Here is a 17411-nt window from a genome sequence, read left to right on the forward strand (position 1 = left end):
AAAAAAAGTAAGGAGTGTGTAGTGAAAGGTATGCAAAAACCCATGAAATCGATTCTTAGTGCTGCCATTCTCAGTGCAATGGCTACCGGAGCTCATGCTGCGGGCTTTTCGCTGTACACAGAAGGCAGCGCAGCGGCAACAGGTAACTTCGCTGCAGGTATTGCTGCCGAAGGTTACGATGCATCGATTGGCTGGTATAACCCTGCGGGGCTTGTGTTGATTCGCAACCAACAGGCTGTTTTCGGCGGTGTTGGTGTTTTCCCAGGGGCCAAGTTAAGCGGTAATACAACGTTTGCTACGGTGATTGCCCCCGGATTAACGTCCACTTACAGGCAATCATTCAGTGACATCAAAGGGGAAGTTGACGCTTTCGTTCCTTCTTTTCACTATGCACTGCCTTTAGGTGAAAACGCAACTTTTGGCGTCAGCGTCACGTCTCCTTATGGTCTGGCTACCGACTGGAGCACGTTTTACCCCACGCGTTATGCGGCCACATTCACGGAGTTGATCACCACCAACATTTCTCCACAAATCGGCGGCAGAATCACTGAGCATTTTGCTTTAGGCGCCGGGGTTGACCTGCAATATGCCCGTGTGAAATTCAACAGCATTATCGGTGCACCGGCGTTCCTGCAGTTTATCGGCGCAAACCCCATGCTGTTTGATTCTTATTCTTATAACAAAGGCGATTCATTTGGTACCGGTTTCCACGTCGGTGCGTTGGCCATGTTCAATGACAACAACACGCGCATTGGTTTGAACTACCAATCTGTCATGCATCATGAATTCCATGGTTACAGCACGTTGACCGGACGTCTGGCTTCTGGCCCCGCCCTGGATAACCATAATGCCTCCTTCACCAGCGACATTCTTTTCAGTAATCCGATTGAGTTGCCCGAAGTGGTTACTCTTTCAGGTTTCCACCACCTGAATGACAAAGTCGATTTACTGGCGTCTGTGGTTTACACCGGATGGCATACAATAAGAACCATTCAGTTAAATAACGTAGCAGCCTTCTCTCTGGCGCTGGAAAGACAAGTACTGGTTAATTCCACATCCACTGAGAATTACGACAATGCCTGGCGTTTTGCAGTCGGTGCAAACTACCACGTCAATGATGTCTTCATGATTCGTGTGGGTGGTGGTTATGACGAGACACCAACGCAAGATGCTTTCCGTACCATTCGTTTACCGGATGCGGATCGTTGGGCCTTGTCTGTCGGTGCTCATTATCAGTGGCGTCCAAACATCGGTGTAGACGTGGGTTATACCCATCTGTTTGCTGATGATGTGCTGATTAACAAAACAGTCACAGCGGGTCCTGGCAGCACCTTCAACGTCAATGCCACAGGTAAAGCCCGTGCCGACCTGGTGGGCGCACAGTTGGTCTGGATGATTGATCAACCTGCTTCTGTTCCAGCCGGTAAATAACTCGACTTAAATAAAAAAGCCACGCAATGCGTGGCTTTTTTTTAATTGAAATAACTTAGTTTTTGTCTTCAGTAATGATGACTTCGCCCGCATTAACCACGGTAATGGTAAAGCCGTTGGCGCTGAGCTTTTTCGGCGTAATATCCCCTGTGCTCATGTTCATTTTAAGCCAACCCACTTCAACCGGGTTTGATGTGTCGGTACCCATTTTGATTAAAGCGCCGCATTGCTTCTGGCTATCGACATACGGTGCGCAAGCGAGTTGAACCAAAGACCACAAAAGACTCTTTTTAGTCTTTTTAGGTGTGGGGTAGGGGGATTGTACCGTGCCATTGATAAACGCATTGGATTGATAATTCGTTTGGTTATCGGTCGTTAAATGGCTTGGGGCAGCAAAGGCGATTGCGGAGGTTAAGCCTAAGGTCATTGCCGCTACACCTTTTAATAAAGCATTCACATTTCACTCCTTAATTGATGAAGTTGTTAATATACAACCAGTTATCGGTTGATTGAGTAGTCCAAAGCCAACCAACCGATGACACTATAGGCGAAGCTTGCGTGGGACTCAAGCTTTATAGGCGGTTAAATAATCGGGCAAAATCTTTGGCAAAATAGGAAATCAGCAAATCAGCCCCCGCCCGTTTAATGGCCATTAAACTTTCAAGCATGGCGGCTTCTTCCTGGATTAACCCCTGTTTAGCAGCCATTTTCAGCATGGAATACTCGCCGCTGACCTGGTAGGCACACAGCGGTATTTCCGGATAATGCTGCTTTAACTGGTGGATGATATCGAGGTAATTCATCGCCGGTTTAACCATCAGCATGTCGGCGCCTTCTTCAATATCGAGGGCGGCTTCGCGCAGGGCTTCTGCCGAATTGGCCGGGTTCATCTGGTAGGTTTTACGGTCACCAAATTTTGGAGCGCCTTCGGCGGCTTCACGAAAAGGCCCGTAAAAACTCGAACTGTATTTGACAGCGTAACTCAAAATGGCCGTATCCTGGCAGCCTTCATTGTCCAATGCTTCGCGAATGGCTAAAACCATGCCGTCGGTCATACTGCTTGGCGCCACCCAATCCGCACCTGCTCTGGCGTGACTAACCGCTTGTTGGCCGAGTAAATACAGGGTCTCGTCATTATCAATCTGCTCACCATGGAGCACGCCGCAGTGGCCATGATCCGTGTATTCGCAAAAGCAGACGTCCGTGATCACCAGCATGTCGGGATGACTCTGTTTAATGCTTTGAACGGCGCGTTGAATAATGCCGTCGTCCTTCAGCGAGTCACTGCCTCGAGCATCCTTGTGGGCCGGAAGACCAAACAGAAGAACGGCGGGCAGACCAAGCGCGCTTAAACTGTCGAGTTCTTCGGTCAGGGCATGCAGGGGCAGTTGAAATTGGCCGGGCATGCTTTTTATTTCTTTTTTTTGCGGCAGGGTTTCACTGATAAACAGCGGGGCAATGAATTGGCTGGGATGCAGGCGGGTTTCCTGCAGCATGTCACGCGCTGCCGCCGTTTTTCTTAACCGTTTAAGCCTTAAGGGTAAATGATAAGCTGTGGTCGTCATTCTGAATCCTTTTGATGAGTGTAAAGTAGATCAACGCCGCTGCTGCCGCTTAAGCTGGCGCTGACTTGAATACTGAAAAATTTATTTAACAGGTATTTAAGGGTTAACAAATTATTGCTTCCTTGCGAAAAGCCCATGTTATAGCTTAAGTACAGGCGATTAGATAATGATTTTCCAACGACAAAGGACGTCGTGTCCGTTGTTTCATTCGTTTTACGATTGTATTCCGTATTATTTTCCACATTGACATCAAAGCCAAGGTTATTTTTCAATTGTTCAAGAAGTTGTGTTCCTTTGCTGCCGGAGTCCAGATTCATGGATGAAATGGCGGCAAGCAGCAGCTGTCCTCCTGATTTATTGGCCTGACTTGCCGGCTTGCCAAGGAGGAGCATGGACAGAATATCGGCCTGGGAGAGGTTGGAGGGAATGGAGAAAAGCTGCGTTTTCGGCCGGTTTAAATGGCCGCTGACCTCGATGCCGACCGTGGTTTTGCTGCCGAAATCATAGGATTGCAGGTTTTCTGTATTGAAATCAAATAATCGATTAGAGCCTGCAAAGGAAGCACTGGCATTGTTAAACTGTCGAATAGCGCGCACTTTCATGTCGGGATTGTCAATCAGGCTGCCGGTGTAGATGAGCTGCCCCTGTTGAATCAGTAAGTCCTGGCCATAAGCATGGTATTTTCCATCGCGAACAGTCAATTCCCCAGTCGCGCGCATCGGGCCTTCAGGCAGTTGGCGCAATTGCAGGCTGCCTTCAAGGTAACCCTTTAAGCCCTTAATGTCGATTGCCACGTCCTCACCCATGTCCAGACGCACGTTGCTGTCGATATGCAATGGGTTAGGCTCGGGTTGTTTTTGTCCGGCGAAGACCACATCACTCGATAAACTGGCACTGCTATCGAAGGTATGCGGTTTGATACTGGCTTTAGGAACGAGCAGTTCGCCGCTTAAGGCATAGGATGACGGTTTAAAATCAAAAGTGAGCTTGGGCGATAATTCCATTTGGTATTCATCCAGATTAAGGACCTGGACATGGTCGCCGTTAAAATGAAGCGAGCCTGTGAAATGCGGTGCAAACTGCCCCTTGCCTTTGACATGCAGCGGTTGATTATTGCTGAACAAGGCGCCTTCAATAACCCATTGTTGGTCATGGGTTTCCATCGTCAGATCAATGGGATTGAGATGGATGCCCCATTGCGGTAACGCAACCCGGCCATGACTTAACGTCAATTTCCCCTTCACAATCGGTCGATGTAACGGGCCGCGGGCCTGCAAATGAGCCTGCAACTGGCCGGCCGGTTCACTCAGGGCGCTGTTGATTTCGTTTAAAAAAGCCAGGGAGTTGATGCTGATAGTCAATTCACTGTCAAGTATCTGTTGCCCGGTCAAGAGCTGCGCCCACTGAAATTGCGGTAAAGTGAGTTTGAACGCCGCATTTTTATTGGCATCAATCTTAAACTGACCTTTGGCCTTCAGTTCATGCGGAGTCAATTCCGCCCGTAACTCACCGCCTTTAAACGCGAGCGGTTGCAGTGCAGGATCCTGGTAATGCCCTTCTCCCATCGTGACAACAAGCCGGCCGCTGTCTGTCTTGTTCAGTTCCGCCGTCAGCGACAGGGTGGATGTCAAGTCTTTCAGGGCGGGGTGCAGCAGGGCGGGATTGGGTAGGGTGGCTTTGGCCTGCCAGTGGGATGCAGGGGTACCAATGAGGCTTAGGCTATTGTTAGCCAGAAGGAGCGTTGCTTTCAGCTCCTGGTTTTGGTAATTGGCTGTCAGTTTCAGCGGTTCGGCATTGTATTGTGCCCTAAGCCAACCGGTTGCCGCCAATGTGTTGACGGTATCGCCATTAAAGGATGCTTCGGCTTTAAGGTGCTGAATCAGCAGGTCATTGGCGCTTTCGGCCAGTGACTGAGCCGTCAGCTTGCCCTGGATTTTAGGACTGCGCTGCTTGTCATAGCCTGCGGTAAACTGCAGCTGATGATGAGGGAAAGTAAAGACTCCCTTCGCGTCAAGCCGTTCGCCACCGGTTGTGTGGGCTTTTACGGTCAGATGGGACGGTAGTGGGGCTGTGAATTGGGTGTCGACCTGCATGTTCAGTTCGGGGAGTGTACCACGGATGAGCAGTTGCCCGTTTGCACTGGTGAGCGGCTGTGATAAGCCGGGGAACGGCCAGTGCAGCGATTGCCATCGAAGCCGGGTATCCAGTTGCTGACCGTTTTTCAGCGTACCGGTGAGCTGCAGGTCGCTTAAACCCTGAAACTGCCCGTGCCAGCGGTAAGCGGTGAGATTCCCTGTCATTGCAAGAGAGCCCTTAAGTCCCTGCCGCGGCTTGACCGGGCTTAATTCAATACGAGCATTGAGCGGGTAGGGGAAACGCGGTGTCGCCTTGGCCGTGACGTGCCATTGATGACCTTGGTAATCAAAGTCAAAACGACGCAATTGCCAGCGGTCATTTGAGAGGAAGGCCTCAAGGTGTATCTGCTGAAGTACCGAGTCGCTGTCTGGATTACCAATGACCAGACGGTCGATGTGCGCCTGTTTTGCCATGATCGCCAGAGGAAATTCAGGAATCCCGAAAGCGCCTGACGCGGTCTGAGTGGCTGGTCCGGGTTGAATGAGAACCTGTTTCGCCTGAAGGTTCTTAAAACTCAAACGGTGATGAAAAAGCAATTGCCTGAGCGAGCAGCGGATTTGTACACCCCGACCCTCGATAAGCAGGCCCTTGCCTTCATAGGTTAATTGACCAATGGTCAGCCTGCCGCTTAAATGACCGCTGGCTTGACGAATGTGAAGCTGGCCCGGTAAAAAAGCGTGCGCCAGTTTGACCGTCAGGTACAGGCCTGGCGTTGTCGTTGCTAAAAAAACCAGGATGCTGGTCAGCAGTACAAAGGCAAGAAGCAGGCTGTAAATGATTGACTTGCTGATTTTCTTTAGAAAACGCATCATAAATCCGGTCCCATATTGACAACAAAGCGTAGTTTTCTGTCTTTGATGCGGTTAAAGTGGCTGTCCACGGCCTGGGCAATGCCGATTTTAATGGGGCCTACCGGTGAAACCCACATCAAACCAATACCCAGGTCATTTTGCAATACCCGGGGGCTTGGATCATACACGTCGCCGCTATCAAAAAAACCGGTGAGATACCAGTGTTCCACCGTTTCCTTTTGGATTTCAAAACCGCCATAGGTGAGAATTTTTCCCGGGCCAATGGCGTTAAAGGTGAAGGCTTTCAAATTGTCCGAACCCCCAAGCAACAGGGCCAGAGAGAGCGGTAATTGATTCACGTCATTGATGTCGGTGATCCCCTGCAGGGTATGAAAATAAAATCGGGTACGGATAAAAGGCAGGGTGATCGCCGCACGGGCATCCACTGAGGCCTGGGCAAAGCTTACTTCCGACAGGACCGCGCGGCTGGCTCCCAGGGCATTGAAGGTGATGTGATAACCGGTCGGCGAAAAGAGCTGGTTGGAGGTGTTTTTCCATCCCAGCGTGGCTTTGGGGAAAAAGGTCAGTTTTTCAAGTTTCGGCGCATTGTCATAATTGAACCGTTCATACAGGCCATTCACCGTGAGAACCCGCTGAAACTGGTCCTTATTGTGGCGTTGGCCCATGGAAAGCAGCAGGGAATTACTGTAGCCTGCGCCATAATCGAGATTGGACAGGTTGCCCGTGATGTCGTATTCATCGGTCAGCGGGTTTTTACCCGGGATGACATACTGAGCCTGCAGAGTATTCTGATTAAAAGAGCCTAAGGCAATGGCATTGAATTTATGGCCGGCGCGGTTCACAGGCACCACATGGTAACCCACACGCCCGCGAATCCCGGTGTCGGTACCAAAGCCTAACCCCAGCGAGTAATTGATACGGGCTGCGGCCTTAAGGTAGACGTTGACCGGGATGGTGCGGCTGTCATTCATGTCCGGTCTGGCATTGACCTGACTGAAATAACCGCTTCCGGCTAAGCTGTTGCTGAGTTCAAGCAATTGTTCGGTGGAATAGGGTTGCCCATAGTCAAAAGGAATGTAACGACGCAACAACTCCGGTGAAATGTAGGTCGGTTCAAAACGGACCTGGCCAAAATAAAACTGCGGGCCGGTATCAAAAACCAGGGTGATGACGGAGGTGTAGCTGGCCTCGTCGATTAAAATTTCAGCTTTTTGAAAATGGGCATGCAGGTAACCTTCCTGCTCGGCGGCATCAATGAGTATCTGTTTACTTTCTTCGTATTTTACGCTGTTAAGCGGCTTGCCCTGTTGAATCGGTAAATGATGACGTTTTCGATTAATTTTAGCATTATCAGCGCCTTCGCCCTGCATTTGAATGGAAAGGCGGGTAATAAGTAGCGGCGGTCCCAGGTTAACGTTAATGACTATGTTTTTGCCGCGGGCTGTGCGGCTGACCTGAATGGCCGGACGCAGATAGCCGTAAGCGTAAACGGCCTGGGCCACTTGTTTTTCGAGGTTTTCATTGGTCTCACTGAAAAGCGGTTTGGATTTTGCGTATTCGAGCAGGCGCATCTGAATATTATCCAGCACTTTGCCGCGGACGCCTGTGATCTGAACCTGCTCAAGCCCTTTGGCAGCGAAAAGCAGGGTAAGGCTGCCAGCGAAAAGTAAAAGGCAAACCAGTTTCTTCATGGTACTGTCAACGTGCTTACTGAAAAAGAAGATTCCTCCAGGTTTTTCAGTGTGTAAATCAAGTCCAGGGCTTCCCGCGCGGACAAATCATCCGGGTTAATCGAGGCCAGCAGAGCCGCGGCTGGCGAGGGAGCGGCCTTAAGCGGCAGGGCGGCAGGCGGTGCGGCGGTGGCATCCGTTGCCTGCTGCAGGTGCTCCCTGGCAATGTCCAATACGGCCTCCGGCATGCCGGCCAGGCGTGCGACCTCAAGGCCGTAACTGCGGTCGGTGGGGCCTTCTTCAACACGGTACAGAAAGACAATGCGATTGGCATTTAATGCGGCCTGTAAATGTTTATTGCAAATGCCGGGATAGTGTTCAGGCAGCGTGGTCAATTCAAAATAATGGGTGGAAAACAGCGTGTAGGCTTTGATGGTCCCGGCCAGATAGGAGCAGGCGGCATACGCCAGAGCAATACCATCATAAGTGCTGGTGCCGCGGCCTATTTCATCAATCAGAACCAGACTGTGCGCGGTCGCCTGCCTTAAGATACGCGCAGTTTCGGTCATTTCCACCATGAACGTTGAACGGCCTGAAGCCAGATCGTCACTGGCCCCGATGCGGGTAAACAGTTTATCAATGCGGCCAAGGCGTGCTTTTTTGGCAGGGACAAAACTGCCGGTGTGGGCCAGCAGTACGATCAGGGCGTTTTGGCGCATAAACGTTGATTTGCCCCCCATGTTTGGGCCGGTGATGAGCCACATGGATTGCTCAGGCTTAAGGCAGAGATCATTGGCGATGAATTGTTCCTGCAAGACCTGCTCAATGACCGGGTGGCGGCCATTCTGAATGTCAAGAACATCCTCTGTCGTCATTTCGGGGCAGCACCAGGCGAGGCAGGCGGCGCGTTCGGCAAAATTGGTTAAGACATCCAATTGCGCAATCGCTTGCGCGAGAGTAGTCAATTCCGGCAGGTACTGAAGGATTTCATCAAGCAGGTTCTCATACAACCATTTCTCGCGAGCCAGGGCTTTCACCCCGGCGGACAGGACTTTTTCTTCGAAGCGTTTCAGTTCCGGCGTGATGTAACGCTCGACATTCTTTAAAGTCTGTTTGCGTTGGTAATAATCGGGTGCTTTCTCGGCCTGCAGACGAGACAATTCAATGTAATACCCCTGCACGCGATTGTAACCGAATTTTAACGAGGAGAGGCCTGAGCGCACTTTCTCCTGCTGTTCCAGTTCGGCCAATTGGCTGTTGGCATTGTCGCTGAGCAGGCGGAGTTCATCCAGTTCGTCATCAAAGCCTGTGGCAATGACGCCGCCATCGCGAATCAGCATGGGGGGATTATCGACCAGCGCCTGAGTTAATAAAGCCAGCAACGCGGGCTTTGGAGTCAGATCATCGCGGATTTTAACGCCAAGCGGCGAGGAATGATTGGCCAGGGCGCTGTGAAGATCCGGCAGCAGGCGAAGCGCCTGGCGCAGTTGAGTCAGGTCGCGCGGTCTTGCGGATTTTAAGGCGATGCGTGAGGCAATGCGTTCAATATCACCGAGCTGGCGCAGGAGAGGCTTTAAGACGGCCTCCTGCCGGTTATCGAGTAACGCCTTCACCACATTCTGCCGTTCCTGAATAAGCGCATGCTGGCTTAAGGGCCGGCCCAGCCAGCGTTTCAATAAACGGCTGCCCATGGGATTGCTGGTGTGATCGAGCACATCAAGCAACGTGTTGTCCTGGCCGCCCTGGTAGTTTTCAAACAATTCCAGGTGTTTTTGCGTGGCGGCATCGACCTGCAGGTAGTCGTCGTTTCTTTCGAGCGTCAATTGTTTCAGGTGGGGCAGGGCCTGCCGCTGGGTGGTGTGGAGGTAGGTTAAAAGACAACCGGCAGCCGGGTAGGTTATCAGGTATTCTCTGCCTGCGATGCCCTCCAGATGACTGACGGCGAATTGTTCGCATAGTAGACGGTAGGCCTGTTGTAAATCAAACTCCCAGGCGGGACGCGTTTTGACCGGGTAATCTCCCAAACCGCCGTACTGACTTTGTTCAGGAATTAAAATTTCCGCGGGTTGCAAATGACCTAACGCCGCCTCGAGCGCCGAGTCATCTGCTGCCTGCATTAAATGAAAGCGTCCTCCGCTTAAGTCCACCCAGGCGAGGCCATAGTGGGATTTTTGCTGGTAAATGGCTAAAAGCAGCGTGTCGCGGCGAGCTTCAAGCAAGGCTTCGTCGGTGATGGTTCCGGGGGTGACAATACGGGTTACTTCACGTTCAACCGGTCCTTTGCTGGTCGCCGGGTCGCCAATCTGCTCACAAATGGCAACCGATTCGCCTTTTTTTAATAAACGGGCGAGGTAATTCTCGACCGCATGATATGGAACACCTGCCATGGGGATGGGTTTGTCAGCCGACTGGCCGCGATGGGTCAGGGTCAGATCCAGAAGCTCGGCGGCGCGTCTGGCATCGTCAAAAAACAATTCGTAAAAATCACCCATACGGTAGAAAAGCAGCATGTCCGGGTAGTCAGACTTAATGCGTAAATATTGCTGCATCATGGGGGTATGGGTAGCTGACATAGGCAATCCCGAGCGGTAAATAGTGGGATTTTAACAAATGCGCTACAGCAAGTCAGTAAAAGCCCTGAGGTCATGTGTATTAATTCAGAGCGGCCTGTAAAAAGAAGAATTTTTTTAAGGGCTTATTCCACTGTCATGGTTTAGAGGCATAAGCTCAATTTCCTGAGGGTCTTCGGACGGTTTCATCTTAAATAACCCGTTTTTCATGGTTTTAAAATGGCTTATAGATTCCTGAATCTCATCGCGCTTTAACAGGGTTTTTTTAATAAAATCAGTAAGATGGAATAAAAAATCACCAATGGATGGAGAGCCGGAAGCTTCCCCTTTTTCCTTTCTGTCAATAATGGCTTGGGCTGCAGTTGAAAAATGAACACGGTTTGCCTGTAAAAGCCGCAGGATGGAAATGTCGGTTTGGGCAACCCGGCTGGGAGTTAACGTAATGGCCTCAAAGACAAGGTCCTGATGCTCGGGGAGTTTATAAATTTCCTCAATGAAAAATTGAACCATAGGCAGTTGATTGGAACGAACGGCCTGCAGTAAATGGGTCAACAACAGCGGTTCATCGACTCCGCCGGGCACTTTTTTTAACTGTTGATAAAGAAGATTGACGCAGGCTGGGGATTTACTGCCCAGAGCCGCCGTGATGGCATTGCCTGCAAGAATGGTTTGAGCAATGTCTTTTTCACTTAACTCAGGCGCGCCTTCATTCTGATAAGCGTCAAGCATGAACTTCAGAATGTCAGGATTACCGCCTGCAGCGGCATGGTGAAGAAAAGTGGCGGCATTGCCGCGCATGAGGATAATGTCACTGAAACAGGCACTGCCATTGTCATCCTGCAGAAGAGTTTCCAGAGCTTCTTTACGGCCTTCGCGCAGGGCTTCCTTGAAAATATCAGGCATTCGACGGATGTCTTTCTCTTCTTTTATCTGCGCAAGGAAAAGGGGCAATACCTGAGTGGCATTCATCGAGGCGGCCACAATACAGGCGGTGACTACATGCTTGTCATTGTTGAATCCTTTGTCATACAGGACCTTGACTGCCTCTTTATTGTCCAGGAGGATGGCCCAAAACAGGTTGGTAATCCCATGGTCGCCGGCGCTGCTTAATGCCGTCTGGTCGGTAGTGAAGTATTTTTTAAATAATTCGCCCAGGTCAGGAAAGGACCTTGGCGTGTTATTCCGTTCAGGATGCCTTATCACCTGAACATGCAGGCCTAAAGGACCATAAAGCTCAAGCGGTACGGCAATGGGGCTCAGCATTTCGCTTAAATCAAATGAATCGGTGATCAAGCCCAGCATCCCAGTGTATCGGAACACATTAAAGTGCAGTTCATGAATGACGTCCTTTTCACTCTGAAACACTTTAAAACCTTTGCTGTAATTGGGGTCATAAAGGATGTATTGGCCTTCTTTTTTACTGAGGGACGCGGCATGATTGACGCTGCGGATAATCATGGCTTCGTCGTCTTGCAATGCAATGTCTTTTAAAATTTGAATCCAGTGCGTGTCGCTGGTGGTCATGCCCAATTCAAAAGACGGCGTAAGTGGCTTGCCGGCTATCTCAAGGGTGGTAATGCTTTGTAATTGATTTAATGTTTTATCATACTCTTCAGGCATGAAGCTTTTAGCCACTTTTTTGGCGAAAAGATGGATTTCTTCATTCCATTCGCTCGTTGCAGAGAGGTTGGCGATGGAATTTAACAGGGCCTGAAATTTTCCCGTTTGCCCCTGCAGCGCATAGTTGACGTACACAGCGGCCAAGCCATTGCAAATCCCTTGTCTGTTCATACGTACGGGTTTGTTATGCCAGTCAAGGTAGCGGTTAAGGTGATGAATAATGTTGCCTTGATGAGTGACCGGATGCATGGATTACCTTTGAAGAATACCCTTCCACAACAGCGTGACTGGTTTTAATTTTGTCATCTTAGGCCATTTTAATTCTTTAGGATTAACTAACGCTTAATTGATGGAAAAATTGCAAAAAACTGATCCAGATTTGGTCAACCATGCAGAGGTTACTGATTCGGTGAATACATGCTGAGGACAAGGCAATGATCAGGCTATTTTAAAATCGTGCTGTGCAAAGAATTCCGTATTGACCTGCTAACGGGTTGAGGAATCAATCCAGAATCAACATATTTGCGGTAAATCAACGCTAACTTCTTCACTTAAGATAAATTTTTGTTAGACTATAGTTGGTGATCTAGAATAACAATAATGTTAAAAACACGGAGAATAACTATGAAACGTTTAGCCCTTTTGGCTGTATCCTCATTTCTGGCTGTCTTACTGACTGCGTGCGGTGATAATGCTGAGAAGAAAGCGGAAGACAATGCCGCTGCCAATGTTGAACAAACCACCACAACCACGCCTGCACCAGCGCCTGCTGATCAAAACACCAACCAAACCACCACGACTCCGACTGACAATAACGCGGCTACTGATGCCTCCAAGCCTGAGTAATGGTATTTAAGGATTAGAACCCCGCAATCATGCGGGGTTTTTTTTTAAGGCATAGAGAACATGAATGAAGTCATAGAGCCTTTGCTGAAATCCCTCACCACCTTGCTGCATGAAAAAAAATTAATCATTGCTACGGCGGAGTCCTGTACCGGCGGACTGATTGCCTCGCTGCTGACGGAACTGCCGGGGAGTTCGTCCTGGTTTGATCGGGGGTTTGTCACTTACAGTAATGAGGCCAAACAGGAGTTGCTGGGTGTTGAGGCCGGTTTGCTGGCCCAATACGGTGCGGTCAGCCTGCAAACCGCAGAAGCCATGGCGGCCGGTGCCTTGGCGCACAGTCATGCCCATGTCGCCCTTGCGGTCACCGGCATTGCCGGGCCGGATGGCGGTACCGAAGCCAAGCCGGTAGGGACAGTTTGCTTTGCCTTTGCTGAGCGCAATGGCCTGATGCAATCCCGCTCATGCCTCTACTCGCCGTCTTCGCGCAGTCAGATTCGTTTTCTGTCCTGTGTCGAGGCCCTGCATGGCATGATTTTTTTGTTGAATCAAGCCTATCCTTAAGCGTAATTGCGACGTTTGCTGCAAGGGGCCATCTGTGTGATAATTTGCCCTTTGAATACTAGGTGATGAACTATGGAAGAGAATAAACAAAAAGCGCTGAGCGCTGCACTGGCTCAAATTGAGCGCCAGTTCGGCAAGGGCTCTGTCATGCGCATGGGCGACAGCAGTGCAGAGCGGGACATCGAGGCGATTTCTACCGGCTCGTTGGGCCTGGATATTGCTCTCGGCATTGGGGGTCTGCCGAAAGGGCGTATTGTTGAAATTTACGGCCCGGAATCATCCGGTAAAACTACGCTGACCCTGCAAGTGATTGCCGAGTGCCAGAAAATGGGCGGTACCGCCGCGTTTGTCGATGCGGAACATGCCCTGGATCCCAGTTATGCTGCGAAACTGGGCGTCAATGTCGATGAGCTTCTGGTTTCTCAACCCGATACCGGGGAACAGGCACTGGAAATCACGGACATGCTGGTTCGTTCGGCGGCTGTGGACGTCATCATCATCGACTCGGTGGCCGCTTTAACGCCCAAGGCAGAAATTGAAGGCGAAATGGGGGATGCCCATGTCGGTCTGCAGGCGCGTTTGATGTCGCAGGCGCTGCGTAAACTGACAGCCAATATTAAACGCTCCAATACCCTGGTGATTTTCATCAACCAGATCCGCATGAAGATCGGGGTGATGTTCGGTAATCCTGAAACCACCACCGGCGGTAATGCGTTGAAGTTCTATTCGTCCGTGCGCCTTGATATTCGCCGCGTCGGCTCCATTAAAAAGGGAGAAGAGGTACTTGGCAGCGAAACACGCGTTAAGGTCGTTAAAAATAAAGTGGCTCCACCTTTCCGCACCACTGATTTTGATATCCTCTATAATGAAGGGATTTCCCGCGAGAGTGAAATCATCAATCTCGGCACGCAATTGGGCCTGATTGAGAAATCAGGTGCCTGGTACAGCTACAAGCAGGAAAAAATTGGGCAGGGCAAAGACAACGTTCGCGTTTATCTGAAAGAAAATCCTGCCATTGCAAAAACCCTGGAACAGCAAATCCGCGCTGAACTGCTGGTGAAGAAACTGCCGGTTGCTGCCGTGGAAGAAGAGGTTGAGACGGCCGATGACTAAGGCGTTCGACTGTGCTTTGCGTCTGCTGGCCAGGCGGGAGCACAGTGCGCAGGAGTTGGTTGGCAAGTTGATTCAGAAGGCGTACAGCCGGGAAGAAGCAGAAGAAGCGCTTCGTGTGTGTCAACACCAGCAGTTGCAAAGCGATGCCCGTTTTGCCGAGCAGTTATGCCGCACCCGAATCAATCAAGGGTATGGTCCTTTGCGCATTCGCCAGGAACTGGAAGCGCAGCGGGTCAATGAGGACATCATTGCAGCGGTGTTGGCAGAGGAAGAGGGTAATTGGCCAGACCATGCTCAGGCAGTCTGGCTGAAGAAATTTAAGGCCAAGAGGCCTGCCTCGTTAGCTGAGCTTAAAAAGCAGCAGCGATTTTTACTGTACCGTGGATTCCCTGGCGATATGATCGCTCGAGTTTTTAAAGATAATTTAAACGTTGTGAGAGCATGAAAAGTTCAGACATTAGAAAAGCATTTATTGAGTATTTTTCTCAACGAGGTCATCAGGCTGTGGCGTCAAGTTCACTGGTACCCGGTAATGATCCCACCCTGTTATTTACCAATGCCGGCATGGTGCAGTTCAAAGACACCTTTTTAGGCCTCGAGCCGCGTCCTTATACACGGGCGGTGAGTTCACAACGGTGTGTACGGGCCGGAGGTAAACACAATGACCTCGAAAATGTCGGGTACACGGCCAGACACCATACCTTTTTTGAAATGCTCGGCAATTTCAGTTTTGGGGATTATTTCAAGCGCGAAGCCATTCGCTATGCCTGGGAATTTCTTACCGGGGTGCTAAAGCTTCCCGCGGAAAAACTCTGGGTGACCGTGTTTGAAGACGACGATGAGGCGGCGGACATCTGGTTAAAGGAAATGGGGGTGTCGCCGGAGCGCTTTTCGCGATGCGGTGAAAAGGATAATTTCTGGTCCATGGGTGATACAGGACCCTGCGGCCCCTGCACTGAAATTTTTTATGATCATGGACCATCCATTCCTGGCGGTCCGCCAGGCAGTCCGGATGCGGACGGCGATCGCTACATTGAAATCTGGAATCTGGTTTTCATGCAATACAACCGCGATAAACAGGGCCAATTGCATCCTCTGCCGAAGCCTTCGGTGGATACCGGCATGGGTCTTGAACGCATTGCCGCTGTGGTGCAGGGGGTTCACACCAATTACGAAATTGACAGTTTCCAGCATATTATCTGCGCCATACAAAAATTATCGCCGACTACTGAAACCACTCACCCGTCACTGAAAGTAATTGCCGATCACATTCGCGCCTGTTCATTCCTGATTGCCGATGGCGTTTTGCCTGGTAATGAAGGACGGGGTTATGTGTTAAGACGCATTATCCGTCGCGCGGTTCGGCATGGGAATAAACTGGGGTTGCAATCGCCCTTTTTCTCAAGTCTGGTGGTGCCATTAATTGATGTGATGGGCGATGCATACCCCGAATTGATTGACAAACGCGAAACCATTGAACGCGTTCTTGCCCAGGAAGAAAATCAGTTTGCCCGGACGCTTGAGCAGGGGCTGCGTTTGCTTAAGGAGCAAATTCAAACCATGGATGGCCGCGAAATCAATGGGGAGGTGGCCTTTAAGCTCTACGATACTTACGGCTTCCCTCTGGATTTGACTCAGGACATTGCCCGCGAACAGGATTTGACGGTGGACATTGAAGGATTTAATCGCTGCATGCAACAGCAGCGGGAACAATCCCAATCAGCGAGCCAGTTCACCACCGATTATTCTCAATCGCCGTCACTGAAGGAAACATCCACCTTTCACGGATACGAAGTGGAGGCAATGGCCAGCACGGTGACTGCCTTGTTAAGCGAAGGCAAAGCAACCGACGTGCTGGTAGCCGGGATGAAAGGCGCTATTGCGCTGGCCGCCACACCGTTTTATGCCGAAAGCGGCGGCCAGGTGGGTGATAAAGGTCAGTTACTGAGTCCCGATGCGTTATTTCAAGTGGATGACACGCAGCGGGTCGGTCAGGCGATTGTCCATTACGGTGAGGTTCTCAAGGGGCGGTTTGTGGTAGGACAACCTGTCGAAGCCAGAGTGGATTCGGTTCGTCGCGGTGCCATTCGTTTAAATCACACCGCCACCCATTTATTGCATGCCGCATTAAAGCAGGTCGTTGGTGGCCATGTGCAGCAGAAAGGTTCATTGGTTGACGCGGAGCGGGCGCGGTTTGATTTTTCCCATTACGAAGCGTTAACGGCAGAGCAGATTCATCACATTGAATGCCTGGTGAATGAACAAATCCGTGCCAATCATCCCGTAGTGACTGAATTAATGGATGTGGAGAAGGCTAAGAACAGCGGGGCGGTGGCCTTGTTTGGTGAAAAATACAGTGACGAAGTCCGAGTGCTGTCTCTGGGTGAATTTTCCAAAGAGCTTTGTGGGGGGACGCATGCCATCCGAACAGGGGATATCGGTCTTTTTAAGATCGTAGCGGAATACGGGATTGCCAGCGGTGTACGCCGCATTGAAATGATGACCGGCGGTTATGCCTTAAACTGGATTAACAGTCAGTTGGGCAGCCTGGATGAAGTGGCTAAGAAATTAAAAACCACAACACCGCAGGCGGTTGAAAAACTCACGCAATTGTTGAATGAGACGCGGCAGCAGGAGAAGGAATTGGCCCGCCTGCAAACAAAATTGGCTGCAAAATCCGGTGACGATCTGTTGTCAGAAGCAGTAAAAATCGGCAAAGTGAATTTACTGGTTAAAAAACTGGACAATGCCGACAGCCAGGGCTTACGTACAACGTTAGATCAATTAAAATCCAAATTGGACAATGCCGTCATCCTGCTTTATGCCATTGATCAGGATAAAATGAATGTAGTGGCAGGGATTAGCAAAAATCTGATAGGCCAGGTGCCCAGTGCGGGATTACTGGTCAAGCACCTGTGCGGCAAGGGCGGCGGTCGTGACGACATGGCGCAGGGAGGCGGCCTGGTTCCGGATGATTTGACGGCTAAACTGGCAGAAATTAAAAACATGGTGGGGGATGCTGAGAAATCAGCCACTCTTTAACCTGTCCGGCCATTTTGGCGTAAAATGGCCGTGCATGCACTAAAG

General features: G+C 50.4%; 12 protein-coding genes. 6 read left to right on the top strand and 6 right to left on the bottom strand.

Features of this window, described 5'->3' with window-relative positions:
- The first annotated feature begins 21 nt into the window (after positions 1 to 21).
- On the top strand, positions 22 to 1431 hold the full coding sequence (locus Lrub_RS05600; RefSeq protein WP_058531189.1) for an OmpP1/FadL family transporter: 1410 nt from the start codon (positions 22 to 24) through the stop codon (positions 1429 to 1431).
- 55 nt (positions 1432 to 1486) lie between these two features.
- Here Lrub_RS05600 and Lrub_RS05605 read toward each other — a convergent pair whose 3' ends face one another.
- The 6 genes from Lrub_RS05605 to Lrub_RS05630 all read right to left on the bottom strand — a co-directional run bounded on the left by Lrub_RS05605 (position 1487) and on the right by Lrub_RS05630 (position 12053).
- Positions 1487 to 1888: a hypothetical protein gene (locus tag Lrub_RS05605; RefSeq protein ID WP_058531190.1), complete on the bottom strand. Its 402-nt coding sequence runs from the start codon at positions 1886 to 1888 to the stop codon at positions 1487 to 1489.
- A gap of 115 nt (positions 1889 to 2003) precedes the next feature.
- A complete protein-coding gene (hemB, locus tag Lrub_RS05610) occupies positions 2004 to 2996 on the bottom strand; it encodes a porphobilinogen synthase (protein ID WP_058531191.1) in 993 nt (330 codons plus the stop codon).
- Positions 2993 to 5944, bottom strand: coding sequence for a translocation/assembly module TamB domain-containing protein (locus Lrub_RS05615; RefSeq protein WP_082651451.1), 2952 nt, complete (start codon positions 5942 to 5944; stop codon positions 2993 to 2995). The genes hemB and Lrub_RS05615 overlap by 4 nt, the downstream gene beginning before the upstream one ends.
- Positions 5941 to 7635: an autotransporter assembly complex protein TamA gene (locus tag Lrub_RS05620; RefSeq protein WP_058531193.1), complete on the bottom strand. Its 1695-nt coding sequence runs from the start codon at positions 7633 to 7635 to the stop codon at positions 5941 to 5943. The genes Lrub_RS05615 and Lrub_RS05620 overlap by 4 nt, the downstream gene beginning before the upstream one ends.
- A complete protein-coding gene (gene mutS, locus Lrub_RS05625; protein WP_058531194.1) occupies positions 7632 to 10187 on the bottom strand; it encodes a DNA mismatch repair protein MutS in 2556 nt (851 codons plus the stop codon). Before mutS ends, Lrub_RS05620 begins: the two co-directional genes overlap by 4 nt.
- Before the next feature lie 114 nt (positions 10188 to 10301).
- Positions 10302 to 12053, bottom strand: coding sequence for a YopT-type cysteine protease domain-containing protein (locus tag Lrub_RS05630; RefSeq protein WP_058531195.1), 1752 nt, complete (start codon positions 12051 to 12053; stop codon positions 10302 to 10304).
- Between the two features lie 375 nt (positions 12054 to 12428).
- Between Lrub_RS05630 and Lrub_RS05635 the strand changes: the two genes are divergently transcribed.
- The 5 genes from Lrub_RS05635 to alaS all read left to right on the top strand — a co-directional run bounded on the left by Lrub_RS05635 (position 12429) and on the right by alaS (position 17366).
- On the top strand, positions 12429 to 12650 hold the full coding sequence (locus tag Lrub_RS05635; protein ID WP_058531196.1) for a hypothetical protein: 222 nt from the start codon (positions 12429 to 12431) through the stop codon (positions 12648 to 12650).
- Positions 12651 to 12710: 60 nt separating this feature from the next.
- Complete coding sequence (locus Lrub_RS05640) at positions 12711 to 13211, top strand: CinA family protein (RefSeq protein WP_058531197.1); 501 nt, start codon at positions 12711 to 12713, stop codon at positions 13209 to 13211.
- Positions 13212 to 13283: 72 nt separating this feature from the next.
- Positions 13284 to 14324: a recombinase RecA gene (gene recA / locus Lrub_RS05645; protein WP_058531198.1), complete on the top strand. Its 1041-nt coding sequence runs from the start codon at positions 13284 to 13286 to the stop codon at positions 14322 to 14324.
- Positions 14317 to 14769, top strand: a complete 453-nt coding sequence (gene recX / locus Lrub_RS05650; protein WP_058531199.1) for a recombination regulator RecX — start codon at positions 14317 to 14319, stop codon at positions 14767 to 14769. The genes recA and recX overlap by 8 nt, the downstream gene beginning before the upstream one ends.
- Positions 14766 to 17366 (top strand): alanine--tRNA ligase, encoded by a 2601-nt coding sequence (alaS, locus tag Lrub_RS05655; RefSeq protein ID WP_058531200.1) that lies wholly within the window; start codon positions 14766 to 14768, stop codon positions 17364 to 17366. Before recX ends, alaS begins: the two co-directional genes overlap by 4 nt.
- Positions 17367 to 17411 lie beyond the last annotated feature (45 nt).

It is taken from the genome of Legionella rubrilucens, from assembly GCF_001468125.1.
GTDB lineage: Bacteria > Pseudomonadota > Gammaproteobacteria > Legionellales > Legionellaceae > Legionella_C > Legionella_C rubrilucens.